Annotated in this window: 21 protein-coding genes and 3 tRNA genes; 12 read left to right on the top strand and 12 right to left on the bottom strand. The window is 71.6% G+C overall.

Features of this window, described 5'->3' with window-relative positions; genetic code table 11:
• Positions 1–34 precede the first annotated feature (34 nt).
• The 5 genes from ACWGKQ_RS23275 (at position 35) to ACWGKQ_RS23255 (ending at position 8,544) form a co-directional block, all read left to right on the top strand.
• Positions 35–2,227 carry a DNA polymerase III subunit gamma and tau gene (locus tag ACWGKQ_RS23275; RefSeq protein ID WP_453293860.1) on the top strand — a complete coding sequence of 731 codons (2,193 nt, stop codon included), beginning with the start codon at positions 35–37 and terminating at the stop codon, positions 2,225–2,227.
• A 130-nt stretch (positions 2,228–2,357) separates the two neighbouring features.
• Positions 2,358–3,620 carry a phosphoribosylamine--glycine ligase gene (purD, locus tag ACWGKQ_RS23270; protein WP_453293859.1) on the top strand — a complete coding sequence of 421 codons (1,263 nt, stop codon included), beginning with the start codon at positions 2,358–2,360 and terminating at the stop codon, positions 3,618–3,620.
• Positions 3,621–3,901: 281 nt separating this feature from the next.
• Positions 3,902–5,797, top strand: a complete 1,896-nt coding sequence (locus tag ACWGKQ_RS23265; protein ID WP_453293858.1) for a hypothetical protein — start codon at positions 3,902–3,904, stop codon at positions 5,795–5,797.
• Positions 5,798–6,055: 258 nt separating this feature from the next.
• Positions 6,056–7,552: a N,N-dimethylformamidase beta subunit family domain-containing protein gene (locus ACWGKQ_RS23260; protein ID WP_453293857.1), complete on the top strand. Its 1,497-nt coding sequence runs from the start codon at positions 6,056–6,058 to the stop codon at positions 7,550–7,552.
• Between the two features lie 92 nt (positions 7,553–7,644).
• On the top strand, positions 7,645–8,544 hold the full coding sequence (locus tag ACWGKQ_RS23255; protein ID WP_453293856.1) for a phosphoribosylaminoimidazolesuccinocarboxamide synthase: 900 nt from the start codon (positions 7,645–7,647) through the stop codon (positions 8,542–8,544).
• A 42-nt stretch (positions 8,545–8,586) separates the two neighbouring features.
• Here ACWGKQ_RS23255 and ACWGKQ_RS23250 read toward each other — a convergent pair.
• The 8 genes from ACWGKQ_RS23250 to ACWGKQ_RS23215 form a co-directional block, all read right to left on the bottom strand.
• Positions 8,587–8,659: transfer RNA gene (locus ACWGKQ_RS23250), tRNA-Gly, on the bottom strand.
• A gap of 22 nt (positions 8,660–8,681) precedes the next feature.
• Positions 8,682–9,296, bottom strand: a complete 615-nt coding sequence (locus ACWGKQ_RS23245) for a response regulator (RefSeq protein ID WP_453293855.1) — start codon at positions 9,294–9,296, stop codon at positions 8,682–8,684.
• Positions 9,293–10,525 (bottom strand): histidine kinase, encoded by a 1,233-nt coding sequence (locus tag ACWGKQ_RS23240; RefSeq protein ID WP_453293854.1) that lies wholly within the window; start codon positions 10,523–10,525, stop codon positions 9,293–9,295. The genes ACWGKQ_RS23245 and ACWGKQ_RS23240 overlap by 4 nt, the downstream gene beginning before the upstream one ends.
• Positions 10,526–10,542: 17 nt before the next feature.
• Positions 10,543–11,310, bottom strand: coding sequence for an ABC transporter permease (locus ACWGKQ_RS23235; protein WP_453293853.1), 768 nt, complete (start codon positions 11,308–11,310; stop codon positions 10,543–10,545).
• Complete coding sequence (locus ACWGKQ_RS23230) at positions 11,307–12,230, bottom strand: ABC transporter ATP-binding protein (RefSeq protein WP_453293852.1); 924 nt, start codon at positions 12,228–12,230, stop codon at positions 11,307–11,309. The genes ACWGKQ_RS23235 and ACWGKQ_RS23230 overlap by 4 nt, the downstream gene beginning before the upstream one ends.
• A 160-nt stretch (positions 12,231–12,390) precedes the next feature.
• Positions 12,391–12,466, bottom strand: a tRNA-Gly gene (locus ACWGKQ_RS23225).
• A gap of 80 nt (positions 12,467–12,546) precedes the next feature.
• Positions 12,547–12,618, bottom strand: a tRNA-Gly gene (locus tag ACWGKQ_RS23220).
• Positions 12,619–12,752: 134 nt separating this feature from the next.
• The gene (locus tag ACWGKQ_RS23215) at positions 12,753–13,070 is read right to left on the bottom strand and encodes a histone-like nucleoid-structuring protein Lsr2 (RefSeq protein WP_453293851.1); all 318 of its coding nucleotides are present in this window, start codon (positions 13,068–13,070) and stop codon (positions 12,753–12,755) included.
• Between the two features lie 344 nt (positions 13,071–13,414).
• Between ACWGKQ_RS23215 and purS the strand changes: the two genes are divergently transcribed.
• From purS to purL, 3 genes are read left to right on the top strand one after another with little or no spacing between them, the layout of a single operon-like run.
• Complete coding sequence (purS, locus tag ACWGKQ_RS23210; protein WP_015659417.1) at positions 13,415–13,678, top strand: phosphoribosylformylglycinamidine synthase subunit PurS; 264 nt, start codon at positions 13,415–13,417, stop codon at positions 13,676–13,678.
• Positions 13,675–14,379, top strand: a complete 705-nt coding sequence (purQ, locus tag ACWGKQ_RS23205; RefSeq protein WP_453293850.1) for a phosphoribosylformylglycinamidine synthase subunit PurQ — start codon at positions 13,675–13,677, stop codon at positions 14,377–14,379. Before purS ends, purQ begins: the two co-directional genes overlap by 4 nt.
• Positions 14,376–16,634 carry a phosphoribosylformylglycinamidine synthase subunit PurL gene (gene purL, locus ACWGKQ_RS23200; RefSeq protein ID WP_453293849.1) on the top strand — a complete coding sequence of 753 codons (2,259 nt, stop codon included), beginning with the start codon at positions 14,376–14,378 and terminating at the stop codon, positions 16,632–16,634. The genes purQ and purL overlap by 4 nt, the downstream gene beginning before the upstream one ends.
• Positions 16,635–16,690: 56 nt before the next feature.
• Here purL and ACWGKQ_RS23195 read toward each other — a convergent pair whose 3' ends face one another.
• Both ACWGKQ_RS23195 and ACWGKQ_RS23190 read right to left on the bottom strand, forming a co-directional pair.
• Positions 16,691–17,275: a Uma2 family endonuclease gene (locus tag ACWGKQ_RS23195; protein ID WP_453293848.1), complete on the bottom strand. Its 585-nt coding sequence runs from the start codon at positions 17,273–17,275 to the stop codon at positions 16,691–16,693.
• A 90-nt stretch (positions 17,276–17,365) separates the two neighbouring features.
• Entirely contained in the window at positions 17,366–17,788 is a 423-nt protein-coding gene (locus tag ACWGKQ_RS23190; RefSeq protein WP_453293847.1) for a MarR family winged helix-turn-helix transcriptional regulator, read from the bottom strand.
• A gap of 108 nt (positions 17,789–17,896) precedes the next feature.
• Here ACWGKQ_RS23190 and ACWGKQ_RS23185 point away from each other — a divergent pair, with 108 nt between their 5' ends.
• On the top strand, positions 17,897–18,760 hold the full coding sequence (locus tag ACWGKQ_RS23185) for an SDR family oxidoreductase (RefSeq protein WP_453293846.1): 864 nt from the start codon (positions 17,897–17,899) through the stop codon (positions 18,758–18,760).
• Between the two features lie 30 nt (positions 18,761–18,790).
• Here ACWGKQ_RS23185 and ACWGKQ_RS23180 read toward each other — a convergent pair whose 3' ends face one another.
• Positions 18,791–19,255, bottom strand: a complete 465-nt coding sequence (locus ACWGKQ_RS23180) for a Clp protease N-terminal domain-containing protein (protein ID WP_453293845.1) — start codon at positions 19,253–19,255, stop codon at positions 18,791–18,793.
• Between the two features lie 7 nt (positions 19,256–19,262).
• Positions 19,263–19,466, bottom strand: a complete 204-nt coding sequence (locus ACWGKQ_RS23175) for a helix-turn-helix domain-containing protein (RefSeq protein ID WP_089100649.1) — start codon at positions 19,464–19,466, stop codon at positions 19,263–19,265.
• A gap of 105 nt (positions 19,467–19,571) precedes the next feature.
• Here ACWGKQ_RS23175 and ACWGKQ_RS23170 point away from each other — a divergent pair, with 105 nt between their 5' ends.
• From ACWGKQ_RS23170 to purF, 3 genes are all read left to right on the top strand, one after another.
• A complete protein-coding gene (locus ACWGKQ_RS23170) occupies positions 19,572–20,369 on the top strand; it encodes a sterol carrier family protein (RefSeq protein ID WP_453293844.1) in 798 nt (265 codons plus the stop codon).
• Positions 20,370–20,534: 165 nt separating this feature from the next.
• Positions 20,535–20,882 carry an META domain-containing protein gene (locus ACWGKQ_RS23165; protein ID WP_453293843.1) on the top strand — a complete coding sequence of 116 codons (348 nt, stop codon included), beginning with the start codon at positions 20,535–20,537 and terminating at the stop codon, positions 20,880–20,882.
• 221 nt (positions 20,883–21,103) lie between these two features.
• A complete protein-coding gene (gene purF, locus ACWGKQ_RS23160) occupies positions 21,104–22,633 on the top strand; it encodes an amidophosphoribosyltransferase (RefSeq protein ID WP_453293842.1) in 1,530 nt (509 codons plus the stop codon).
• Positions 22,634–22,652 lie beyond the last annotated feature (19 nt).

The following is a 22,652-nucleotide window of genomic DNA, read 5'->3' as shown; positions in this document are numbered from 1 at the left end:
CCGGCTGTCAGTGGGCGCCTATAACCTCGTATGTGTGTCGTCTCTCGCGCTGTACCGCCGCTATCGCCCGGAGTCGTTCGCCGAGGTCATCGGGCAGGAGCATGTCACCGACCCGTTGCAGCAGGCGCTGCGGAACAACCGGGTCAATCACGCGTACCTGTTCAGCGGGCCGCGTGGCTGTGGCAAGACGACCAGTGCGCGGATCCTGGCCCGGTGCCTGAACTGCGAGCAGGGGCCCACCCCGACCCCGTGCGGGGAGTGCCAGTCGTGTCAGGACCTGGCGCGGAACGGGCCGGGTTCCATCGACGTCATCGAGATCGACGCGGCCTCCCACGGTGGTGTGGACGACGCCCGTGAGCTGCGCGAGAAGGCCTTCTTCGGGCCCGCCTCCAGCCGCTACAAGATCTACATCATCGACGAGGCCCACATGGTCACGTCGGCCGGCTTCAACGCGCTGCTCAAGGTCGTCGAGGAGCCGCCGGAGCACCTCAAGTTCATCTTCGCCACGACCGAGCCCGAGAAGGTCATCGGGACCATTCGCTCGCGGACCCACCACTATCCGTTCCGGCTGGTGCCGCCGGGGACCCTGCGGGACTACCTCGGCGAGGTGTGCGGCAAGGAGAAGATCCCCGTCGAGGACGGCGTGCTGCCGCTCGTCGTGCGGTCCGGTGCCGGGTCCGTGCGTGACTCCATGTCCGTCATGGACCAGCTGCTCGCCGGGGCCACCGAGGAGGGTGTGACGTATGCCATGGCCACCTCTCTCCTCGGCTACACCGACGGCTCGCTGCTCGACTCCGTGGTCGAGGCCTTCGCGACCGGGGACGGCGCCGCCGCCTTCGAGGTCGTGGACCGGATCATCGAGGGCGGTAACGACCCGCGCCGCTTCGTCGCCGACCTGCTGGAGCGGCTGCGCGACCTGGTGATCCTCGCCGCCGTCCCGGACGCCGCGGAGAAGGGGCTGTTCGACGCCCCCGCCGACGTCCTCGAACGTATGCAGGCCCAGGCCGGCACCTTCGGCGCCGCCGAGCTCAGCCGCGCCGCCGACCTCGTCAACGCGGGCCTGACCGAGATGCGCGGCGCCACCTCCCCGCGCCTCCAGCTGGAGCTGATCTGCGCCCGCGTGCTGCTGCCGGCCGCCTACGGCGACGAGCGGTCCGTGATGGCACGCCTCGACCGGCTGGAGCGGGGCGTCAACTTCTCGGGCGGGGGCGGCGCACCCGCCATGGGGTACGTCCCCGGTCCCGAGGCGCACGCGCAGCCTCCGGCTCCCGTCCCGCAAGGGGGAGGTCCGGCGGCGGCCCGGGCAGCCGTACGAGGGGGAGCGGCACCCGCGCCGACTCCGGCACCCGCGCCGACTCCGGCACCCGCGCCGACTCCGGCACCCGCGCCGGCTCCGGCTCCGGCTCCGGAGCCTTCCGTCCCCGCTCCGGTCGCCCCGCCCACCCCTCCTCCGCCCGCTCCCACGCCCACGCCCGCTCCCGCGCCCGGTGCCTGGCCGACGGCCACCCCCGCAGGCGGCGGTAACCGCCGGCCCGGCGGCTGGCCGACGGCCACGGGCGCCCCGGCGGCCCAGCAGGCCCCGCCGCCCTCGGCGACCCCCGCAGCGTCCTCGCCTCCGCCCCCGGCTGCCGCTCCCGCGGCCCCGGCCGCCGCCCCTGCCGGTGGCCTCGACCCCCGTGTGCTCTGGCCGAACGTCCTGGAGGCGGTCAAGAACCGCCGCCGCTTCACCTGGATCCTGCTCAGCCAGAACGCCCAGGTCACCGGTTTCGACGGCACCACCCTCCAGCTCGGCTTCGTCAACGCCGGCGCCCGCGACAACTTCGCGAGCAGCGGCAGCGAGGACGTGCTGCGGCAGGCGTTGAGCGAGCAGTTCGGCGTGCAGTGGCGGATCGAGGCGGTCGTCGACCCGACGGGTGGCGGCGGTGCGGCCGCGCCCGGCACCGGGTACGGCGGCGGCCAGACCGGCGGCTACGCCGCCCCCGCGGCCCCGGCCCGCCCTGCGCCCGCCCAGCAGGCCCCGGCGGCCGCCCCGGCCCAGAGCCCGCCGCCGCCCACCCGGACGGCACCCGCCCCTGCGCCCGCCGCCCCCGAACCGCCGCCGGTCTCCCCCGAGGACGACATCCCCGAGGAGGACGACCCCGACCTCGACGAGTCGGCCCTCTCCGGCCACGAACTGATCGTGAGGGAACTGGGGGCGACGGTGGTGGAGGAGATCCAGAACGAGTGACGCGGGGCGGGCGCCGACGGCCCGAGTGCCACGGCAGCCCCCAAGAGCGAGCGCTTCGACAGGCGGCCACCGTGTAGCCGAGCCCCCTTGGAGAAACCTCCAGTCGGCCCACCCGGCTACGCTGGCCCCCGTGAAGGTCCTCGTCATCGGCAGCGGCGCCCGCGAACACGCCCTGTGCCGCTCCCTGTCCCTCGATTCCGACGTCACCGCGCTGCACTGCGCCCCCGGCAACGCCGGCATCGCCGAGGTGGCCGAGCTGCACCAGGTCGATGCCCTGGACGGCGCGGCGGTCGCCGCCCTCGCCCTGGAACTCGGCGCCGACCTGGTGGTCGTCGGCCCGGAGGCCCCCCTCGTCGCCGGGGTCGCCGACGCCGTGCGCGAGGCGGGCATCCCGGTCTTCGGCCCCTCCGGGGCGGCCGCACAGCTCGAGGGGTCCAAGGCGTTCGCCAAGGACGTGATGGCGGGCGCCGCGGTGCCCACCGCCCGTTCGTACGTCTGCACGAACGCCGAGGAGGTCGCCGAGGCGCTGGACGCCTTCGGCGCGCCCTACGTCGTGAAGGACGACGGGCTCGCGGCCGGCAAGGGCGTCGTGGTCACGGACGACCTGGACGCGGCCAAGGCGCATGCCGCCGCCTGCGACCGCGTCGTCATCGAGGAGTTCCTCGACGGTCCCGAGGTCTCCCTCTTCGCGATCACCGACGGCGAGACGGTCCTCCCGCTCCAGCCCGCGCAGGACTTCAAGCGCGCTATGGACGGCGACGAGGGCCCGAACACGGGCGGCATGGGCGCGTACTCCCCGCTGCCCTGGGCCGACCCCAAGCTCGTCGACGAGGTCCAGGAGACCGTCCTCCAGCCGACCGTCGACGAGATGCGGCGCCGCGGCACCCCGTTCTCCGGTCTGCTCTACGCCGGCCTCGCGATCACCTCGCGCGGCGTGCGGGTCATCGAGTTCAACGCCCGCTTCGGCGACCCGGAGACCCAGGTGGTCCTCGCCCGCCTGAAGACCCCGCTGGCCAGCGTGCTGCTCGCCGCCGCGAACGGCACCCTGGCCGACCTCCCGCCGCTGCGCTGGAGCGACACCGCCGCGGTCACCGTCGTCGTCGCCTCGCACAACTACCCGGACACCCCGCGCACCGGCGACCCCATCACCGGCCTCGACGAGATCGCCGCCGAGGACGCGCCGCACGCCTATGTCCTGCACGCGGGGACGAAGCGGGCCGGCGGCGACGTCGTCAGCGCCGGCGGCCGGGTCCTCTCCGTCACGGCGACGGGCGAGGACCTGACCCGGGCCCGCGAGCGGGCGTACGCGGCGGTGGCGCGGATCGGTCTCGACGGCTCCCAGCACCGTACGGACATCGCCGCGAAGGCGGCGGAGCAGGCCCAGGAGGCCTGAGTCCCGCCAGCCCCGCAGGATCCACCACCCCCGACAGGCCCCGGACCCGAAATCCGGGGCCTGATCATTGCTGTCTGTCGATCACCTCTGACCAAAGCCATTCCATCGAGTGACCGATGCCCCATCCGGCTGACGGGGGCCGAGGCCCCAACTAGGGTGCGGCGCAGGCGTTCCGGCACTTGGCCCACCGGCATTGCGATGTCAGTGGCGGGTGCCACAGTGGGGGAGTGAGCAACAGCCAGGAAAGGCCGAGGACAGCAGGGAGGGGGTGAGGTCCGGACGTGACCAGTACCGGTATCGGTGCGGAGGCGGGAGCGCAGGCGGCGCGTACCCGGGCCCTCGCCGTGCTGCGCATCCGCGGCCGGGCCCTGGCCGTGGCCCTGCTCCCCGCCGCGGCCACGGTGATCCTGCTGACCGGCGGTTCCACCGGCCACTTCGTCGGCCACGGCTGGGACACCGCCCGCTGGATCGTCGCCGTGCTCGCCGTGCTGGTGCTGCTGGCCGCCGCCGGTGTCGCGCTGGTCGTGGCCCGCTCCCGCCCGGCCGTGACCCCCACGGTCCCGATCCCGGAGGAGTCCGCCCCGGACCTGTACCGGATGGTGCGCGACCTCGCCGACCGCCTCGACGTGCCGGCGCCCTCCGCCATAGCGCTCACCCCGGACTGCGACAGCTGGCTGGAGGACCGCACCCATCCGGCCCACGGCCCGCCCGCGCCCAGGGGCGGCGACGAGCTCGGCGACCCGGGCTCGCACCGCCGTACCCCGGCCGCGCCCGTCCTCGTCATCGGCTCCCCGTTCCTGTGGTGGATGCGTGTCGGCGAGCTCCGCGCGGTCCTCGCCCCGGTCGTCGCCGGTACGGGACCCTCGGCGCACCCGGACATAGCCGCCGCCCGCCGTTTCGTCCGGGGCCTGGACGCGGCGGTGGCCGTCTCCGCGACGCGCGGCCGATGTCCGGCCACCCGCCCGCTCTGCACGGGTGTCGGCTGGGTGGCCCGGCTGCTGCTGCGCGGCTGCCGGGAGCACGCGGCGCTGATGGAGCGCGGGGTCGCCGCCGCGGCAGCCGAGCGGGCCCAGGCCGTGGACTACGGACTGCGGATCGTCGCCCAGGAACAGGTCGGCCTCGCGTACGCAGGCTGGGACCGCCTGCTCACCCGGGTCGCGCTGCCCGCCTGGCGGATGGGCCGCTGGCCCTCCCGGCTGGACGCCGGCGTGGTCGCGGCCCTCACCGAGCTGTCCCGGCGCGACCGGCTGGCCGAGGGCTTCGCCTCCCGGCTGGGCGAGCGGCCCGCCTGCGACCTGCTGGAGGAGCCGGGCCTGGTGGACGAGGCCGCCTCGCTGCTCGCCGCCCGCCTCTTCCACGGCGGCCCCGCCGAGCCCGGTCCCGCCTGGTCGCCGGTGGCCTGGCAGGAGTATCCGGACGAGGTCGTCGACCGCACCTGGCGCACCGAGGCGGCCCGCCTGCACCGCGTCCTGGACACCCTCGGCGTCCGCGCCACCCTGGACCCCGCCGCCCCCGACCCCGGCGGCCCCACCCTGGCCCGCGTCATGGACCACCTGACCGACCCGTCCGCCCAGAGCAGGCGCCCGTGCCCTCCGGCGTACGACGAGGGTCCCCGCACCCCCGGCCACGACGAGGACGCCCGCCTCCCCGGCCACGACGAGGACGCCCGCCTCCCCGGCTACGACGAGGACGCCCGCCTCCCCGGCTACGACGAGGACGCCGAGGAGCCCACCGGCACCGAACGCAGCGCCGCCCTCGCCGCCGGCCTCACCGCGGCCCTCGCCCGCGAGGAACGCGCGGAAGCGACCGGCACCACGCGCCCCGGCTGCCCCGCCGCGACCGCCCCGGCCGCCTCGACCGGCCAGGGCAGCGGCCCCGGCGGCCCGCTCTGGGACGACGGCGCACTGCCTCTCTTCCCCCTCCAGCCCCCGCGCACCGCACGCGAACTCCTCGCCGACCACGTCAAGGCGATGGTGTGCTGCGCGGCCGTGGACACGGCCGGAGCCACCCCCGGTCTGGACTGGCTCGACGGCCCGTCCCTGCTGGTCGACGGCGAGCGGGCCGCCGACCTGACCCCCAGAGTCCTCAGCCTCATCGAGGAGGGAGACCCGGGCCCGCTGCGGGCCTGGCTGGTCGAGTCCGGAATACGTCCCGAGAAACCGGTTCGACTGGTCTGACCTCGGCGTTTCGGCCGCTTTGGCGGAGCGAAGTGTTCCACTTCAGGCAAATTCGCAACGAACCGTGACCGGACGCGTGCGTTATGTGATGTGCTGGGACCGTTCGCGGTTGTGGCAAGCGCATCCGACATAAGACAAACGCCACAGTCACAGCACGGCACAGCCCGGCAGGACGCCGGCACAGCGCAGCACGGCACACACATCGCACTTCGGCTCGTATCAGCACACTTCACGGGGGCACGAGGGAGGGGAGCCACCATGGCATCGGACCACATCCGCCGCTGGGAGTCGGGAGCACTCGCGCACGCCGTCACGGACCCCTTCGGCCAGGGTCCCGTCCCCTGGCTGCGCGGCAGCGAGACCTATTTCGACGACACGGGTCATGTCGTCCCCTGGTACGTGGACCCCAGCCGGCCACAGCCCACCGGCGAGAACCCCCGGGTCCCCGCACCGCGCACCGCCATCGGCGGCCCGCGCTCGGCCGACGACGTGCACCGCCAGATCAAGGGGTTCACCTCGACCGGTGCGGTCGCCCCGGGCGAGGCCGTCGACTTCCACATCACCGTCGACCCGCCACAGGAATTCAGCGTCGACGTCTACCGCATCGGCCACTACGGCGGCGACGGCGCATCCAAGATCACCACCAGCCCCCGGCTGTCGGGCATCGTCCAGTCGCCGCCGCTGGCCGCCGACCGCACGGTCTCCTGCCACCACTGGTGGCTGTCCTGGCGGTTGCAGGTCCCGTCGTACTGGAGCATCGGCGCGTACGTCGCCGTGCTCACCACGGCCGACGGCTACCGCTCGCACGTGCCCTTCACGATCCGCGACAACCACCCGGCCGACCTGCTGCTCCTGCTGCCGGACATCACCTGGCAGGCGTACAACCTCTACCCCGAGGACGGCCGCACCGGGGCCAGCCTCTACCACGCCTGGGACGAGCGGGGCCGGCTGCTCGGCGAGGCCGACGCGGCGACCACCGTCTCCTTCGACCGGCCGTACGCGGGCGCCGGCCTGCCCCTGCACGTCGGCCACGCCTACGACTTCATCCGCTGGGCCGAGCGCTACGGCTACGACCTCGCCTACGCCGACGCCCGCGACCTGCACGCCGGCCGCGTCGACCCCACCCGCTACCGGGGCCTGGTCTTCCCGGGCCACGACGAGTACTGGTCCCCGCAGATGCGCCGCACGGTCGAACTGGCCCGCGACAGCGGCACGAGCCTCGTCTTCCTCTCCGCCAACACCATGTACTGGCAGGTGGAGTTGGGCCCGTCCCCGTCCGGGGTCGCGAACCGCCTGCTGACCTGCCGAAAACGCAGGGGCCCGGGAAAACCCGTGCTCTGGCGCGAGATCGACCGGCCCGAACAGCAGACGGTCGGCATCCAGTACGCGGGCCGGGTGCCCGAGCCGTACCCCCTGATCGTGCGCAACGCGGGGCACTGGCTCTGGGAGGCCACCGGCGCGCACGAGGGCGACGAACTCCCGGGCCTGGTGGCCGGCGAGGCCGACCGCTACTTCCCGCGGACCGCGCTGCCCGAGCACGAGGAGCGCATCCTGCTCGCCCACTCCCCCTACACGGACAACGACGGCGCCCTGCGCCACCAGGAGACCTCCCTGTACCGCGCCCCCTCCGGCGCCCTGGTCTTCGCCTCCGGCACCTTCGCCTGGTCCCCGGCCCTGGACCGCCCCGGCCACATCGACCCCCGGGTCCAGCGCGCCACCGCCAACCTCCTGGACCGGATCTGCAAACACGACTGACCCGCACAGGCGTCCGTACGGCCCCCGTGTCCGTGCGCAACCCGGCATACGGGAGAATCGAGGGCACCTGTACAGAACCACGGGGAGGAACCGTGTCCGGATTCGTCGAAAAGCCCGAGCCCGTCGAGGTGCCGGGTCTGGTGCATCTGCACACCGGCAAGGTGCGCGAGCTGTACCAGAACGCGGCCGGTGACCTCGTGATGGTCGCCAGCGACCGCCTGTCCGCGTACGACTGGGTGCTGCCGACCGAGATCCCCGACAAGGGCCGGGTGCTCACGCAGCTCTCCCTGTGGTGGTTCGACAAGCTCGCCGACCTGGTCCCCAACCACGTCATCAGCACCGAGCTGCCCGAGGGCGCCCCCGCCGACTGGGCGGGCCGCACTCTCATCTGCAAGTCCCTGAAGATGCTCCCGGTCGAGTGCGTGGCCCGCGGCTACCTCACCGGCTCGGGCCTCGCCGAGTACCAGGAGTCCCGCACGGTCTGCGGCCTCGCCCTTCCCGAGGGCCTGGTCGACGGCTCCGAGCTGCCCGCCCCGATCTTCACCCCGGCCACCAAGGCCGAGGTCGGCGAGCACGACGAGAACGTGTCGTACGAGGAGGTCGCCCGCCAGGTCGGCGCCGAGACCGCCGCCCAGCTGCGCCAGGCCACCCTCGCGGTGTACGGGCGGGCCCGGGACATCGCCCGGGACCGGGGGATCATCCTGGCCGACACGAAGTTCGAGTTCGGCTTCGAGAACGACACCCTGGTCCTCGCCGACGAGGTCCTCACCCCGGACTCGTCCCGCTTCTGGCCGGCCGACGAGTGGCAGCCGGGCCGCGCCCAGCCGTCGTTCGACAAGCAGTACGTGCGCGACTGGCTGACCTCGGCCGAGTCCGGCTGGGACCGCAGGAGCGAGCAGCCCCCGCCGCCGCTGCCGGAGCACGTGGTCGAGGCGACCCGCGCGAAGTACATCGAGGCGTACGAGCGGCTGACGGGCAACACCTGGTCGTGAACGCGGAAGGCCCCCGGCAAGAACCGGGGGCCTTCTCTGCTGAGCGGACGACGAGGCTCGAACTCGCGACCTCAACCTTGGCAAGGTTGCGCTCTACCAACTGAGCTACGTCCGCATGCGCCGTGGCGCGAGAGCAACTATACCCAACCTCGGTCCCGGGCGAGACGCACTGCCGCATGACGGTTCTCCGCACCGAGCTTGGTGACGGCCGAGGAGAGATAGTTCCGCACGGTTCCGGGCGACAGCGCGGCCCGCTCGGCGATCTCCGCGACCGGCGCCCCGTCGGCCGCCAGCTCCAGCACCTCGGCCTCCCGCGCGGTCAGCGGCGAGTCCCCGGCGGAGATCGCGTCGGCGGCCAACTCCGGGTCGATGTACCGGTTTCCGGCGTGCACGGTCCGGATGATCTCCGCGAGCCGCTGGGCGCTCACCGTCTTCGGGACGAACCCCCGCACACCGGCCGCAAGGGCCCGCTTCAGATGGCCGGGCCGTCCGTGACCGGTGACGATCAGTACCTGGCAGGCGGGCAGTTCGGCGCGCAGCGATGTGGCGACCCTCACACCGTCCGCGCCGGGCATCTGGAGATCGAGCACCGCGACATCGGGGCGATGGGCCCGCGCCATGGCGAGCGCCTCCGGGCCGGTGGCCGCCTCGGCGATCACGACCAGGTCGTCCTCAAGGCCGAGCAGCGCGGCCAGCGCGCCCCGGATCAGATGCTCGTCGTCCGCGAGCAACAGCCGTACCGGAGACGTCATGACGTGACTCCACTCACCTTCGCATCAGCCGTACGACCGGACAGCGGCACCGACGCCACCACCCGGAACCCGTCCGCTCCCACCGGCCCGGCCTCCAGCGTCCCGTCGACCACCGCGAGCCGCTCCCGCAGTCCGGCCAGCCCGGAGCCCCCGCCGCTGCCGCGCACCACGACCCCGTCGTTCTCCACCGTCAGCACCACGCATCCCTCCCGCACCCGCAGCCCCACCGCACACCGTCCCGCGTCCCCGTGCCGCAGCACGTTGGTGGTCGCCTCCCGCACCACCCATCCGAGCGCCGACTGCACCTCGGCGGGCAGTCCGGCGGCGTCGCCGGACACCTCGCAGGCGATTCCCGCGGCCGTCAACACACCCTGCGCGCCGTGGAGTTCGGCCCCCAGATCGGCGTCCCGGTAGCCGCGTACGACATCCCGCACCTCGCGCTGCGACTCCTGTGCGATCCGCTGCACCTCGATCATCTGCTCCACGGCCTCGGGCCGTTCGCGCCGGGCGAGCTGGACCGCCAGTTCGCTCTTGAGGGCGATGACGGCGAGGTTCCGGCCGAGCACGTCGTGCAGGTCGCGGCCGAACCGCAGCCGTTCCTCGGCGACGGCGAGCCGGGCGCGGGTCTCGCGGGCCTCGTCGAGTTCGTAGACGGCGTTCAGCAGCCAGAGGGAGATGATCGAGGTGAAGGCGAGGAACGCGCCGCCGAGGAACACCACGAGCGCGGTGAACAGCGCGGCCGCCCCGGGGAAGCCCAGCAGGAAGGAGACCGCCCCCGCCCCGCAGGCGAAGCCCGCGACGAGCGACAGCACCCGCTTCCGGTCGTACACCCCGAGTGCCGTGGTCCCGGAGCCGAAGGCCAGCACCCCGGTGAAGACGCTGCCGCCGGCGGCGTGCACGTCCGGTCCTGACCCGTGCTCGCGCAGGACGAGGGCGACGACGCCGACGACGTAGGTCGCCGCGGCGAGCACCCACAGCAGCCGCACCGGCTGCGGCCGCCGGCCCCGCGTCCAGTCCAGCGCCCGGGAGGCGGTCAGCGCGCAGAGCAGCGCGTGGACGACGACCATCGCCATCAGCCAGCCCGCGACCTCCGTCCCCGCCTGCGCGAACACCGGCAGCCCGATCGCCGCGACCTCGATCACCGCGAAGAAGTGGAACGACCACCGCGTGTACGTCTCGACCTTGGCGGGCGTGGTCTTCCCCCGCCACCAGCCGCCTGCCCCGCTCATCCCGGTCCCGTCTTCCCTCAGTGCCGAGGTTCCCAGCGGAACCACCGCCGTACAGCAAACACCGCGACCACGGTCCAGGCCAGCGCGGTGGCGACCGTCACCAGCGCCTCGGACGCGCTCATCTCCCCGGTCCAGCCGGCCCGGACCAGCCGGACGGCCGGGGAGAGCGGGAGCAGTTCGCAGACCCTGGCGACCCGGTCGGGCAGGACGTCCGCCGGGACGGCGATGCCCGAGCCCAGCATGGAGACGAAGACCAGTGGCAGCGCGGTGACCTGGGCGCTCTCGGCGGTCCGGGTGAAGGCCGAGGTCAGCGCGGCGAGCGCGGCACTGATCAGCAGGCCGAGGAGCAGCCCAAGGAGCGTGAGATACGGCGCCTCGGGCGAGCCCGCGTCGAGGAGCACCGTGCAGCCGGCGGTCAGCAGCAGCGCCTGCGCCAGGCCGAGGCAGACGGCGGGCAGGGCGGTGCCGGTCAGGATCTCCGCGTCGGACAGCTCGCCGGTGCGCAGCCGCTTGAGGACGAGTTCCTCGCGTCGGGCGACGAACGCGCCGACCAGTGAGCTGTAGACGGCGAACAGGAAGGAGAAGCCGACGGCGGCGGTCAGCATCAGCGTGCCGACGTTCAGTCCCTTCTCCTTGAGGTCGAACTGGTCGAGTGTGGGCCGCACCGTGACCGGCAGCGCGAGCGGGACGAGCAGCGCGGTGAGCACCGCACTGCGATTGCGGCCGAAGAGGATCAGCTCGGCGCGGGAGAGGGCGCGCAGCCGCGTCGTGATCACCGCGTTCATGCGGCCGCCTCCTTCGCGATCCCGAGAAACGCCTCCTCCAGAGAGGCGGACCGCACCTCCAGCCGGTGCAGTTCGACCCCGGTCCGCTCGGCCCACCCCAGTACCCCGGTGGCGGTCCGCTGCACCTCGCGGGTGCGCAGCCGTACGGTTCTGCCGTCGAGCTCGTGTCCGCAGACGCCCATCGCGGCGAGCGGCGGCAGGTCCCCGAGGAAGTAGCCCGTGGGCAGCTCGAAGGACATCCGCGCGGGCCGGCCGGCGGTCACCTCGGCCGGTGTTCCGGTGGTCGCGATGCGCCCCTCGTGCAGGATCGCGAGCCGGTCGGCGAGGTCCTCGGCCTCCTCCAGGTAATGCGTGGTGAGCAGGACGGCCGTCCCGGTGTCGCGCAGCGTGCGCACCAACTCCCAGGTGTCGCGGCGCCCTTCGGCGTCGAGTCCGGTGGTCGGCTCGTCCAGGAACAGCACCTCGGGCCGCCCGAGCAGGGCGAGTGCCAGGTCGAGGCGGCGCCGCTCCCCGCCGGAGAGCTGCTTGACCCGGACGTCGGCCCGCCCGGCGAGCCCGACCAGGCCGAGCGCCTCGGCCGGGGGCCGGGCTCCGGTCGTACAGCCGGCCCACATCCGTGCCGTCTCGCCGACGGTCAGTTCGGAGGGGAAGCCGCCCTCCTGGAGCATCACGCCGGTGCGCGGGCGTACGGCGGCCCGTTCCCGGTGCGGGTCGTGGCCCAGTACCCGGACCCGGCCGCCGTCCGGTGGTGCGAGTCCTTCCAGCAGTTCGACCGTCGATGTCTTTCCGGCGCCATTGGTGCCGAGCAGCGCGAAGATCTCCCCGCGGGCCACGGAGAAGGTGATTCCGCGGACCGCTTCGAACCCGCCCCCGTAGACACGCCGGAGATCTGTGACCTCAATCACGTGTTCGTCGTCCATGACTCCAGCGTCCCCGCGGCGGGGGCCCGGGAGCAGTGCGCGGTGTCATCACTCGCCATGACAAATGTCAGAGCGCCCCGGCAGAAGGCGAAGGCCCCGGCAGATGCGGGTGGGCGCACGAAAAAACCCCAGCCATATGACTGGGGTTTCCTCTTTGAGCTGGAGCGGACGACGAGGCTCGAACTCGCGACCTCAACCTTGGCAAGGTTGCGCTCTACCAACTGAGCTACGTCCGCACTGCTCCCGACCGGCTCCCACCGATCGGTGCGAGCACCAGCCTACCTGATCCACAAGCATGCTCAGGACGGCGGTGCAGAGCGGGTGACAGGAATTGCACACTGCGCCTTCCCCCTGGAAGGGGGATGTTCTGCTACTGAACTACACCCGCATGTACTCCGTGGGCTCCGGCTTTTCGACCGTGTCCCTCGGCGTGCTCCAGACATTAGCTGATCAGCAGGGGGGTAGCGCAAGTCGGCTGCCCACAGGGGCGGCTGACGCACCCTGAGGGCAGCCGTCCCCCTGTCACTGGGCGGAGCTGAACGCCTCGTACACCTTCTTCGGGATGCGGCCGCGGGCGGGGACGTCCATCTTGTTCGCCTGCGCCCAGGCGCGGACGGCCGCCGGGTCGGGGGCGACCTCCGTCTGCTTGTACGCCTTGCCCGACTTCGACCGCTTGCGGCCGGCCACCACGTAAGGCTCCAGGGCCTTGCGCAGTTTCTTGGCGTTTGCTTGATTCAGATCGATCTCGTACGACTTGCCGTCGAGTCCGAAGGCGATCGTTTCCGCCGCTTCCGAGCCGTCGATGTCGTCAAAGAGAGTGACCACGACCTTCTGCGCCACGAATATTCGGTCCCTTCGTGTGGCACGTCTATACAGCTCATCGTCAGCTCATCGGTGATGACCGCGATGGTGCGAGATGACGTGCCGAGTATCGGCTATTGCCAATTCATTTGTACAGTGCCTGGCAATACAAAGTGAAGCCCGACTAAATCCGTCCGCGTGTCTCCAGTGCAATAGATGTCGCGGGCGAACCCGGGGAACTTTCCCAGAACTTTTCGTGAGGACCCCTGGCTGTCACCCGATCGTGATGCGGCTCACGTAGTTTCCTACAACTCTACCCGCGTAGAAATTTTGTGCGGGTAGTCTGAAGGCACCAGCTCAGCACCACAACACCGGGAGTGCCAGTGGCACGCGTCGTAGTCGACGTCATGCTCAAGCCGGAGATCCTCGACCCCCAGGGCCAGGCGGTCCAGCGTGCCCTGCCGCGCCTGGGTTTCGAAGGCATCTCCGATGTACGTCAGGGAAAGCGATTCGAACTGGAAGTTGACGGGCCGGTCGACGAGGCCGCACTCGCCCGCATCCATGATCTTGCGGAATCCTTCCTCGCCAACACCGTGATCGAGGACTTCACCGTCAAGGTGGAGGAAGTCGCGGAGGCGGCGAAGTGACCGCTCGTATTGGCGTCGTCACTTTCCCGGGAAGCCTCGACGACCGTGACACCCAGCGCGCGATCCGGCTCGCGGGTGCGGAACCGGTCGCCCTCTGGCACAAGGACAAGGACCTCCACCAGGTCGACGCGGTGGTCCTTCCCGGCGGTTTCTCCTACGGCGACTATCTGCGGGCCGGCGCCATCTCCCGCTTCTCGCCGGTGATGGAGGCCGTCATCGAGCAGGCGAAGGCCGGCCTTCCGGTCCTCGGTATCTGCAACGGCTTCCAGATCCTCACCGAGGCACATCTGCTCCCCGGTGCGATGCTCGGCAACAACCACCTCCACTTCATCTGCCGCGACCAGAAGCTGCGGGTGGAGAACGCGGGCACGGCCTGGACCAGCGACTACCGCGAGGGCCAGGAGATCCGCATCCCGCTGAAGAACATGGACGGCCGGTACGTCGCCGACGAGTACACGCTCGACAAGCTGGAGGCCGAGGGCCGGGTCGCCTTCCGGTACGTCGTCCGCGGCGAAGCCGCTGATGGATACGGCAATCCCAACGGCTCGCTCCGTGACATCGCCGGCATCACCAACGAGGCCGGGAACGTCGTCGGCCTCATGCCGCACCCCGAGCACGCCGTCGAGCCGCTGATCGGCACGGGCCGTACCGACGGCCTCCCCTTCTTCACCTCGATCCTCAAGAAGCTGGTCAACGCATGAGCCGGACGCCTCTGGACACGGTCGAGCACGCGGCCGCGACCCCCGACGTCGCGCTGCCCTGGGCCGAACTCGGTCTGAAGAAGGACGAGTACGAGCGGGTGGTGGAGATCCTCGGCCGCCGCCCGACCGGCGCCGAACTCGCCATGTACTCGGTCATGTGGTCCGAGCACTGCTCGTACAAGTCCTCCAAGGTCCACCTGCGCCAGTTCGGCGAGAAGGCCCCGCAGAGCGACGCGATGCTCGTCGGCATCGGCGAGAACGCGGGCGTGGTGGACGTCGGCCAGGGCTACGCCGTGACCTTCAAGGTCGAGTCCCACAACCACCCCTCCTACGTCGAGCCGTACCAGGGCGCCGCGACCGGTGTCGGCGGCATCGTCCGCGACATCATCGCGATGGGCGCGCGGCCGGTGGCCGTGGTCGACCCGCTGCGCTTCGGCGCCGCCGACCACCCCGACACCAAGCGCGTCCTGCCGGGCGTCGTCGCCGGCATCGGCGGCTACGGCAACTGCCTGGGCCTGCCCAACATCGGCGGCGAGGTCGTCTTCGACGCCTGCTACCAGGGCAACCCGCTGGTCAACGCCGGTGCCATCGGCGTGATGCGGCACGAGGACATCCACCTCGCCAAGGCCTCCGGCGCGGGCAACCAGGTCATCCTGTACGGCGCCCGGACCGGCGGCGACGGCATCGGCGGCGCGTCGATCCTCGCGAGCGAGACCTTCGACGACGCGAAGCCCTCGAAGCGCCCCGCCGTCCAGGTCGGCGACCCCTTCCAGGAGAAGCTCCTCATCGAGTGCACCCTGGAGGCCTTCCGGGAGAAGCTGGTCGTCGGCATCCAGGACCTCGGCGCGGCCGGCCTGTCCTGCGCCACCTCCGAACTCGCCTCGAACGGCTCCGGCGGTATGACCGTCACCCTCGACGACGTCCCGCTGCGCGACTCCACGCTCTCGCCCGAGGAGATCCTCATGAGCGAGTCGCAGGAACGCATGTGCGCGGTCGTGGAGCCGGCGAAGGTCGAGCGCTTCCTGGAGATCTGCGAGAAGTGGGACGTCATCGCCACCGTCATCGGTGAGGTGACCGACGGCGACCGCCTCGAGATCTTCTGGCACGGCGAGAAGATCGTCGACGTCGACCCGCGCACGGTCGCCCACGACGGCCCGGTCTACGAGCGCCCCTACGCCCGCCCGGCCTGGCAGGACGAGCTCCAGGCGGACGACGCGAACAAGCTGCCGCGCCCGGCGACGAGCGAGGAGCTGAAGGACCAGGTCCTCAGGCTGGTGGCCTCTCCCAACCAGGCCTCCAAGAAGTGGATCACCTCGCAGTACGACCACTTCGTGCAGGGCAACACGGTCCTCGCCCAGCCCGAGGACTCCGGCATGATCCGCGTCGACGAGGCGACCGGCCTCGGTGTCGCCATCGCCACGGACGGCAACGGCCGCTACGCCAAGCTCGACCCCTACACGGGCGCCCAGCTGGCCCTGGCCGAGGCCTACCGCAACGTGGCGACGACCGGCGCCAAGCCCCTTGCGGTCTCCGACTGCCTGAACTTCGGCTCGCCCGAGGACCCGGCGGTCATGTGGCAGTTCGCGGAGGCCGTGCGCGGTCTCGCCGACGGCTGCCTCCAGCTGGGCACCCCGGTGACCGGCGGCAACGTCTCGCTCTACAACCAGACCGGCGAGGCGGCCATCCACCCGACCCCGGTGGTCGCCGTCCTCGGCGTGATCGACGACGTGGCCCGCCGCACCCCGGTCGCCTTCCAGGAGGAGGGCCAGCTGCTCTACCTCCTCGGCGACACCCGCGAGGAGTTCGGCGGCTCGGCCTGGTCGCAGGTCGTCCACGACCACCTCGGCGGCCTGCCCCCGAAGGTCGACCTGGAGCGCGAGCGCCTCCTGGCCGAGATCCTGATCTCCGCCTCCCGCGACGGCATGATCGACTCGGCGCACGACCTGTCCGACGGCGGTCTGATCCAGGCCGTGGTCGAGTCGGCTCTGCTCGGCGGCAAGGGCGCGCGGCTGGTGGTACCGGACGGGCTCGACGCGTTCACCTTCCTCCTCTCCGAGTCGGCCGGGCGCGCGATCGTCGCGGTGCCGCGCTCGGAGGAGGTCCGCTTCAACGACATGTGCGGCGCGCGCGGCCTGCCGGTGGCCCGCATCGGTGTCGTGGACGGTGACTCGGTCGAGATCCAGGGTGAGTTCGCGCTCAGCCTGGCGGAGCTGCGCGAGGCGCACGAGGGGACGATCGAGGCGCTGCTGGCGTAGCCGGTGGTACGACGCCGAAGGTCCCGCCCGTGTGTCACGGGCGGGACCTTCTCGGTTCACCGGACGTAGTTCTTGAGGATCTCCGTGTCGAGTTCGATGCCGATCGGATCGGGAAGGAGCACCTTCTCACCGAACTTCGCGGTACGGACGACGCGGTAGCCACCGACATTCCGGTCCGGCGAACTGTGCACCATGACCGTGCAGGAGTCGCGGTCGATCAAGAGGCAGAGAGGGATGTCCGCCTGGCCGTACGCGGTCGGCTTCTCGTGCCGGTCCCGCCGGTCGGTGTCCGAGTCGTACGAGGTGACCTCGACGACCATGAGCGCCCCGTCCGGGTCGGCCCACTCACCGTGTCCCGCGAAGTGCGCCTCTGGAGCGATCACCGCATCCGGTTTCGCCCTGCCCTCTCGACACGCATCGACCCGGAGCCCCTGGGCCTGGTACAGGTCCAGGTCGGGCCGGGTCTGCATACAGCGCCGGGCCAGCCAGGACACCATGGCGCTGTGGTCCCCGTCCGTCACCTTCTTGACCCCGATCCGTCCGTTGATGAACTCCAACGTGACGGTCTCGGGAGCCGCGGAGGCGATCGTTTCGAACTCCTCCACCGACATCTGAGACGTGCGCTCGGCCATAACGGTCATGCTGCACCCCCTGCCAGGCGAAGGCCAGTTTGCCGGGGGCCCGGCGGGGCAGGGTGGTTTTCGCCGCGCGTCACCCTCACGGGTGGCCCTTCACCCCAGCAGGTCGTTCGCGGTGGCGTTGATCTTTGTCAGCGCGCTCAGCAGGTGCCGCCGTTCGTCCTCGGTGAGGTTCGCGGTGACCGCTGCCTCCAGTTGCCGCCGTTCCTCCTCGACCGGTTTCCGCAGGGCGCGGCCGGCGTCGGTGAGCCACAGTCTGACCAGGCGGTTGTCGTGGTCGTCAGGGCGCCTGGTGAGGAGGCCGGCGGCGGCCATGCGGGTGGCCATCTTGGTGACGGTGGGGGTGGTGACGTGGACCGCCGCGGCGATCTCGCCCGGGGTACGGCCGTCCTGTTCCCAGAGCGCCGCGAGGAGATGGTTCTGGCCGAGGTGGAGGCCGTACTCCCGCATGCCGCGCTCGGCCAGCGCCCGCAGGGCCTTCGACGTCTTGCTGTGCAGGTCCAGGAACTCGGGCATCGCGGCCTTTCGGTGCGGCGGCAGCAGTCGATCGTTTGACGGCTAATCATTTCCCGGCTAACGTCCGCCCTCTGAACTCGTTAACCGGCAAATGACTGGAGGGGCGTCATGTTACTTCTCACCGGGGCCACCGGGAACATCGGCCGCGAACTCGTCCGCCGACTCGACGCCCAGGGCGCCGAGTTCCGCATCCTGGTACGGGACCTGGCCCGTGCCGCCGAGCTGCCCGACCGGGCCGAGCGTGTCGTCGGCGACCTGGACGAGCCGACGACCCTCACGCCCGCCTTCGACGGCGTCGACCGTCTGTTCCTGCTCGTTCCGGGTATCGGCACCGCCCACACCGCGCACGCCCTCGCCGCCGCGCGGGCCGCCGGAGTGGGCCACATCGTGCACCTGTCCTCCGTCCATGTGCTGCTCGATCCCCTGCCCGCCATGGCCCGCTGGCACCACGAACGCGAGAGCCTGATCCGTGCCACCGGCATCCCGGCCACCTTTCTGAGACCCGGCGGTTTCATGACCAACGCCCTGGACTGGCTGCCCACCCTCCGCGAGGCCGGCTATGTCCTCGACCCCGCCGGACCGGGCCGCTACGCGCCGATCGACCCCGCGGACATCGCCGCCGTGGCCGCCCTCGCCCTTACCGAGGACGGTCACCAGGGGCAGGAGTACGCCCTCACCGGCGCCGAGACGTTCACCGTCGCCGAACAGGTCCGCGTCCTCGCCGAGGCGATCGGGCATGCCATCGAGGTCCGCGAGGTGGCCACCCCGGCGGAGGCGGTGCGGTTCCGCTTCCCCGGCGGGGCGCCGCCTGCCCTCGCCGCGGCCCTCGTCGAGGGGTTCCACCTCATGCGGGCCGACACCGTCGGAGTCCGCACGGACACCGTCGAACATCTCCTCGCCCGCAAGCCACGCACCTTCACCGACTGGTGCGCCGAGCACGCGGACGTCTTCCGGCGGGCTCTCGGCGCCTGAACGCCCGACGCGCGGCGAGAGCCCCGCGGCTCAGCGACCTGCCTGTCCGATGCGCTCACGGACGGCCGCGCGGTCGATGCCGAGTTCGGTCAGGAGGTCCGCCGCGGGATCGGGTCGTTCGCAGTCGAGCAGTGCCAGCAGCAGGTGTTCCGGTGTGATGCGGCGGCTGCCGGCCTTCCTCGTCTCGGCCAGGGCGCGGGGGAGGACTGCGCGGGCGCCGGATGTGAAGGGGGTGCGCTTGCGCGAGGCGGGGGTCGGTGCCCGCTCGATTCCGTGCACGTCGATGCCGACCACGGCCAGCGCGGCCCGGTCGAGGGTGTCGAGGGCGGCGCGTGCGGTCTCCAGGTCGGTTCCGAGCGCCCGCACCGCGCGGGGTTCGTGGAGCACTCCCAGCAGGAGGTGCTCGGTACCGATGCGGCGATCGCCGCGCAGCGTGGTTTCGTCGAGCGCCGATGCGACGGTCGCCCGGGCCTCTGCTGCGAACTGCTCGAACATGGTCGTCTCACTTCCCGTACTTGGCGTGGACGGACTGCCGGGACACGCCGAGGGCGTCCCCGATCTGCTCCCAGGACCATCCCTGTTCCCTGGCGCGCGCGACCGCCGCCGCTTCGACCTGCTCGGCCAGTCGGTGCAGGGCACCCACGGCCCGCAGTCCCACCGCGGGATCGTGCGACCTGAGGCGTTCTGAGAGATCTCCTGCGTTCATGCCTGTCAGTCTGGATTGACATCTCCCTGTTTGTCAATCCAGACTGACAGGCGCTCGCCGATAACCGCTCGCCGGGAAGCCGCGCCCCTGCATAGGCTCACCGCCATGCCTCAGGCCAAGAAGCGTCCCCGCAGCTACGACCCGGCCAGGACCCGTGCCGCGGTGCTCGCCCAGTTCGACGGCGTGCGGGCGGCCGTCGCGCGCCTCACCCCCGAGCAGTTCGCGCTCCCCACCCGGCTCGACGGGTGGACCGTACGGGACCTCGTCGCCCACATCGGCATGGCGCTCACCGCCGTCCACCGGGCCCTGGACCAGCCCGAGCCCGCGAAGGCCGACGCGGTCCTGCTCGACTGGCCGTTCGGGACCTCGGGGAACTCCGCCGCCATCGACGACTTCACCCGGCGCCTCGCCGTCGACCACCCCGACCTGGACGCCTACCTCGCCGACACCGACGCCAGCCTGCGCGCCCTGCTCGCCGCACACCCCGGCACCCGGCTGCTCGCCACCAGCGCCGGCGCGATGCCCCTGGACGACTACCTGGTCACCCGGGCCGTCGAGCTGGTCGTCCACACCGACGACCTCAGCGCGGCCGTCGCCGGACTGGAAGTGCCGTACGACCGGCAGGCCCTGGCCGCCTGCACCCGGCTGCTCGCCGACGCGCTCGCCGTCAAGGCGCCCGGCGGCTCCACCGAGGTGCGGGTGCCGCCGTACGCCGTGGTGCAGTGCGTCGAAGGACCCCGGCACACCCGGGGCACCCCGCCGAACGTCGTCGAGACCGACCCGCTGACCTGGATCCGGCTGGCCACCGGACGGCTGGCGTGGAAGGAAGCCGTGGCGGACGCCAGGGTCAGGGCCGGCGGGGAGCGGGCGGACCTCGGGGCGTACCTGCCCGTCATGGGGTGAGGAAACCCGTGAGGGAACCCGTGAGGGAACCGATCGGCCGGTGCGCGCCGTCGAATCGGCATGTACGGGTTGAAACAGCGCATGCGCCGTATGACCCTGACTACGGCAGTGGCCGCCCTGCTCGTCCTGCTCGCGGTGGCCTGTGGCAGTGAGAGAGGTGGATCCGTGGGGACTCGGCCGTCCGTGACCGGGATCGACTGGACCGTCGACAGCGTGACCGTCGACGGCACCACCCACCGCGCCCCGGCGCGCGCCCATGTGAAGATCGAGGACGGCCGGGCGGCGGGCAGCCTCGGGTGCAACCAGTTCAGCGCCACGGCCCAGATCACCGATGACCGGATCCAGCTGAGCCATGCCAGGACCACCCGGATGGCCTGCGACAACGCTCGGATGACCTTCGAGCGCGCGCTCGCCCGCACGCTCATCTCCGGGCCGCTCACCATGACGGGCGAGGACGGGAAACTCACCCTCACCGCGGCGGGCGGGGACCGCGTCGAGCTGTCCAGGACATGACCGCGGACACCCCCAATGATGTGCGACACCTCACTCAGGGATACGGTGCCAGGGGGTTGCGCCGGCACCGGTCCGCACGAACCGTCGCCGCCTGGAGAAAGCTCTCACCGCGCTGACCTGCGAAAATGGAGAAAGCCACAACCGGGTCCGGAGTCGTAGATCCATTACGGCCGTGTATCCCCAATTCGGACCAGTGGTCGATCTCGCCTACACTCGGTGCCGTGCCACGTGGTGACGGTCTCCTCAATCACGATCTGCTCCCCGGTGAGAAGGGCCCCCAGGACGCTTGCGGCGTCTTCGGTGTCTGGGCTCCGGGCGAAGAGGTCGCCAAGCTCACGTACTTCGGGCTCTACGCCCTCCAGCATCGGGGCCAGGAATCCGCGGGTATCGCGGTCAGCAACGGCTCCCAGATCCTCGTCTTCAAGGACATGGGCCTCGTCTCCCAGGTCTTCGACGAGACCTCGCTCGGTTCGCTCCAGGGTCATATCGCGGTCGGTCACGCCCGCTACTCGACCACCGGTGCCTCCGTGTGGGAGAACGCCCAGCCGACGTTCCGCGCCACCGCGCACGGCTCGATCGCGCTCGGCCACAACGGCAACCTCGTCAACACGGCGCAGCTCGCCGAGATGGTCGCCGAACTCCCGAAGGACCACAACGGCCGGTCCACCCGGGTCGCGGCCACCAACGACACCGACCTGCTCACCGCGCTCCTCGCGGCCCAGGTCGACGAGGACGGCAAGCCGCTGACCATCGAGGAGGCCGCGCACACGGTCCTGCCGCAGGTGCGCGGTGCCTTCTCCCTCGTCTTCATGGACGAGCACACCCTGTACGCCGCCCGCGACCCGCAGGGGATCCGTCCCCTGGTCCTCGGCCGCCTGGAGCGCGGCTGGGTGGTCGCCTCGGAGTCCGCCGCGCTCGACATCTGCGGCGCCAGCTTCGTCCGCGAGATCGAGCCGGGCGAGTTCGTCGCCATCGACGAGAACGGCCTGCGCACCTCGCGATTCGCTGACGCGAAGCCCAAGGGCTGTGTCTTCGAGTACGTGTACCTGGCCCGCCCCGACACCGACATCGCCGGGCGGAACGTCTACCTCTCCCGCGTGGAGATGGGCCGGAAGCTGGCCAAGGAAGCCCCGGTCGACGCCGACCTGGTGATAGCGACCCCGGAATCCGGCACCCCCGCCGCCGTCGGCTACGCGGAGGCCTCCGGCATCCCCTTCGGCAACGGCCTGGTGAAGAACGCCTACGTCGGCCGGACCTTCATCCAGCCCTCGCAGACCATCCGGCAGCTCGGCATCCGCCTGAAGCTGAACCCGCTGAAGGAAGTCATCAAGGGCAAGCGCCTGGTGGTCGTCGACGACTCGATCGTCCGCGGCAACACCCAGCGGGCCCTGGTGCGGATGCTTCGCGAGGCGGGCGCCGCTGAGGTCCACATCCGGATCTCGTCCCCGCCCGTGAAGTGGCCCTGCTTCTTCGGCATCGACTTCGCCACCCGCGCCGAGCTCATCGCCAACGGCATGTCCATCGAGGAGATCGGCACCTCGCTCGGCGCCGACTCGCTGGCGTACATCTCCATCGACGGCATGATCGAGGCGACCACCATCGCCAAGCCGAACCTCTGCCGTGCCTGCTTCGACGGCGAGTACCCGATGGAGCTCCCGGACCCCGAGCTGCTCGGCAAGCAGCTCCTGGAGACCGAGCTGGCGGCCGGTCCGGCAGCCACGGCCGCGGCCGACGCGATCCGTCGCCCGTAAGCCTCGTAGAAACCAACCC

The organism is Streptomyces sp. NPDC054770, from assembly GCF_053611985.1.
The sequence above is the reverse complement of the archived record's forward strand: the minus strand, read 5'-3'. Positions and strand labels throughout refer to the sequence as shown.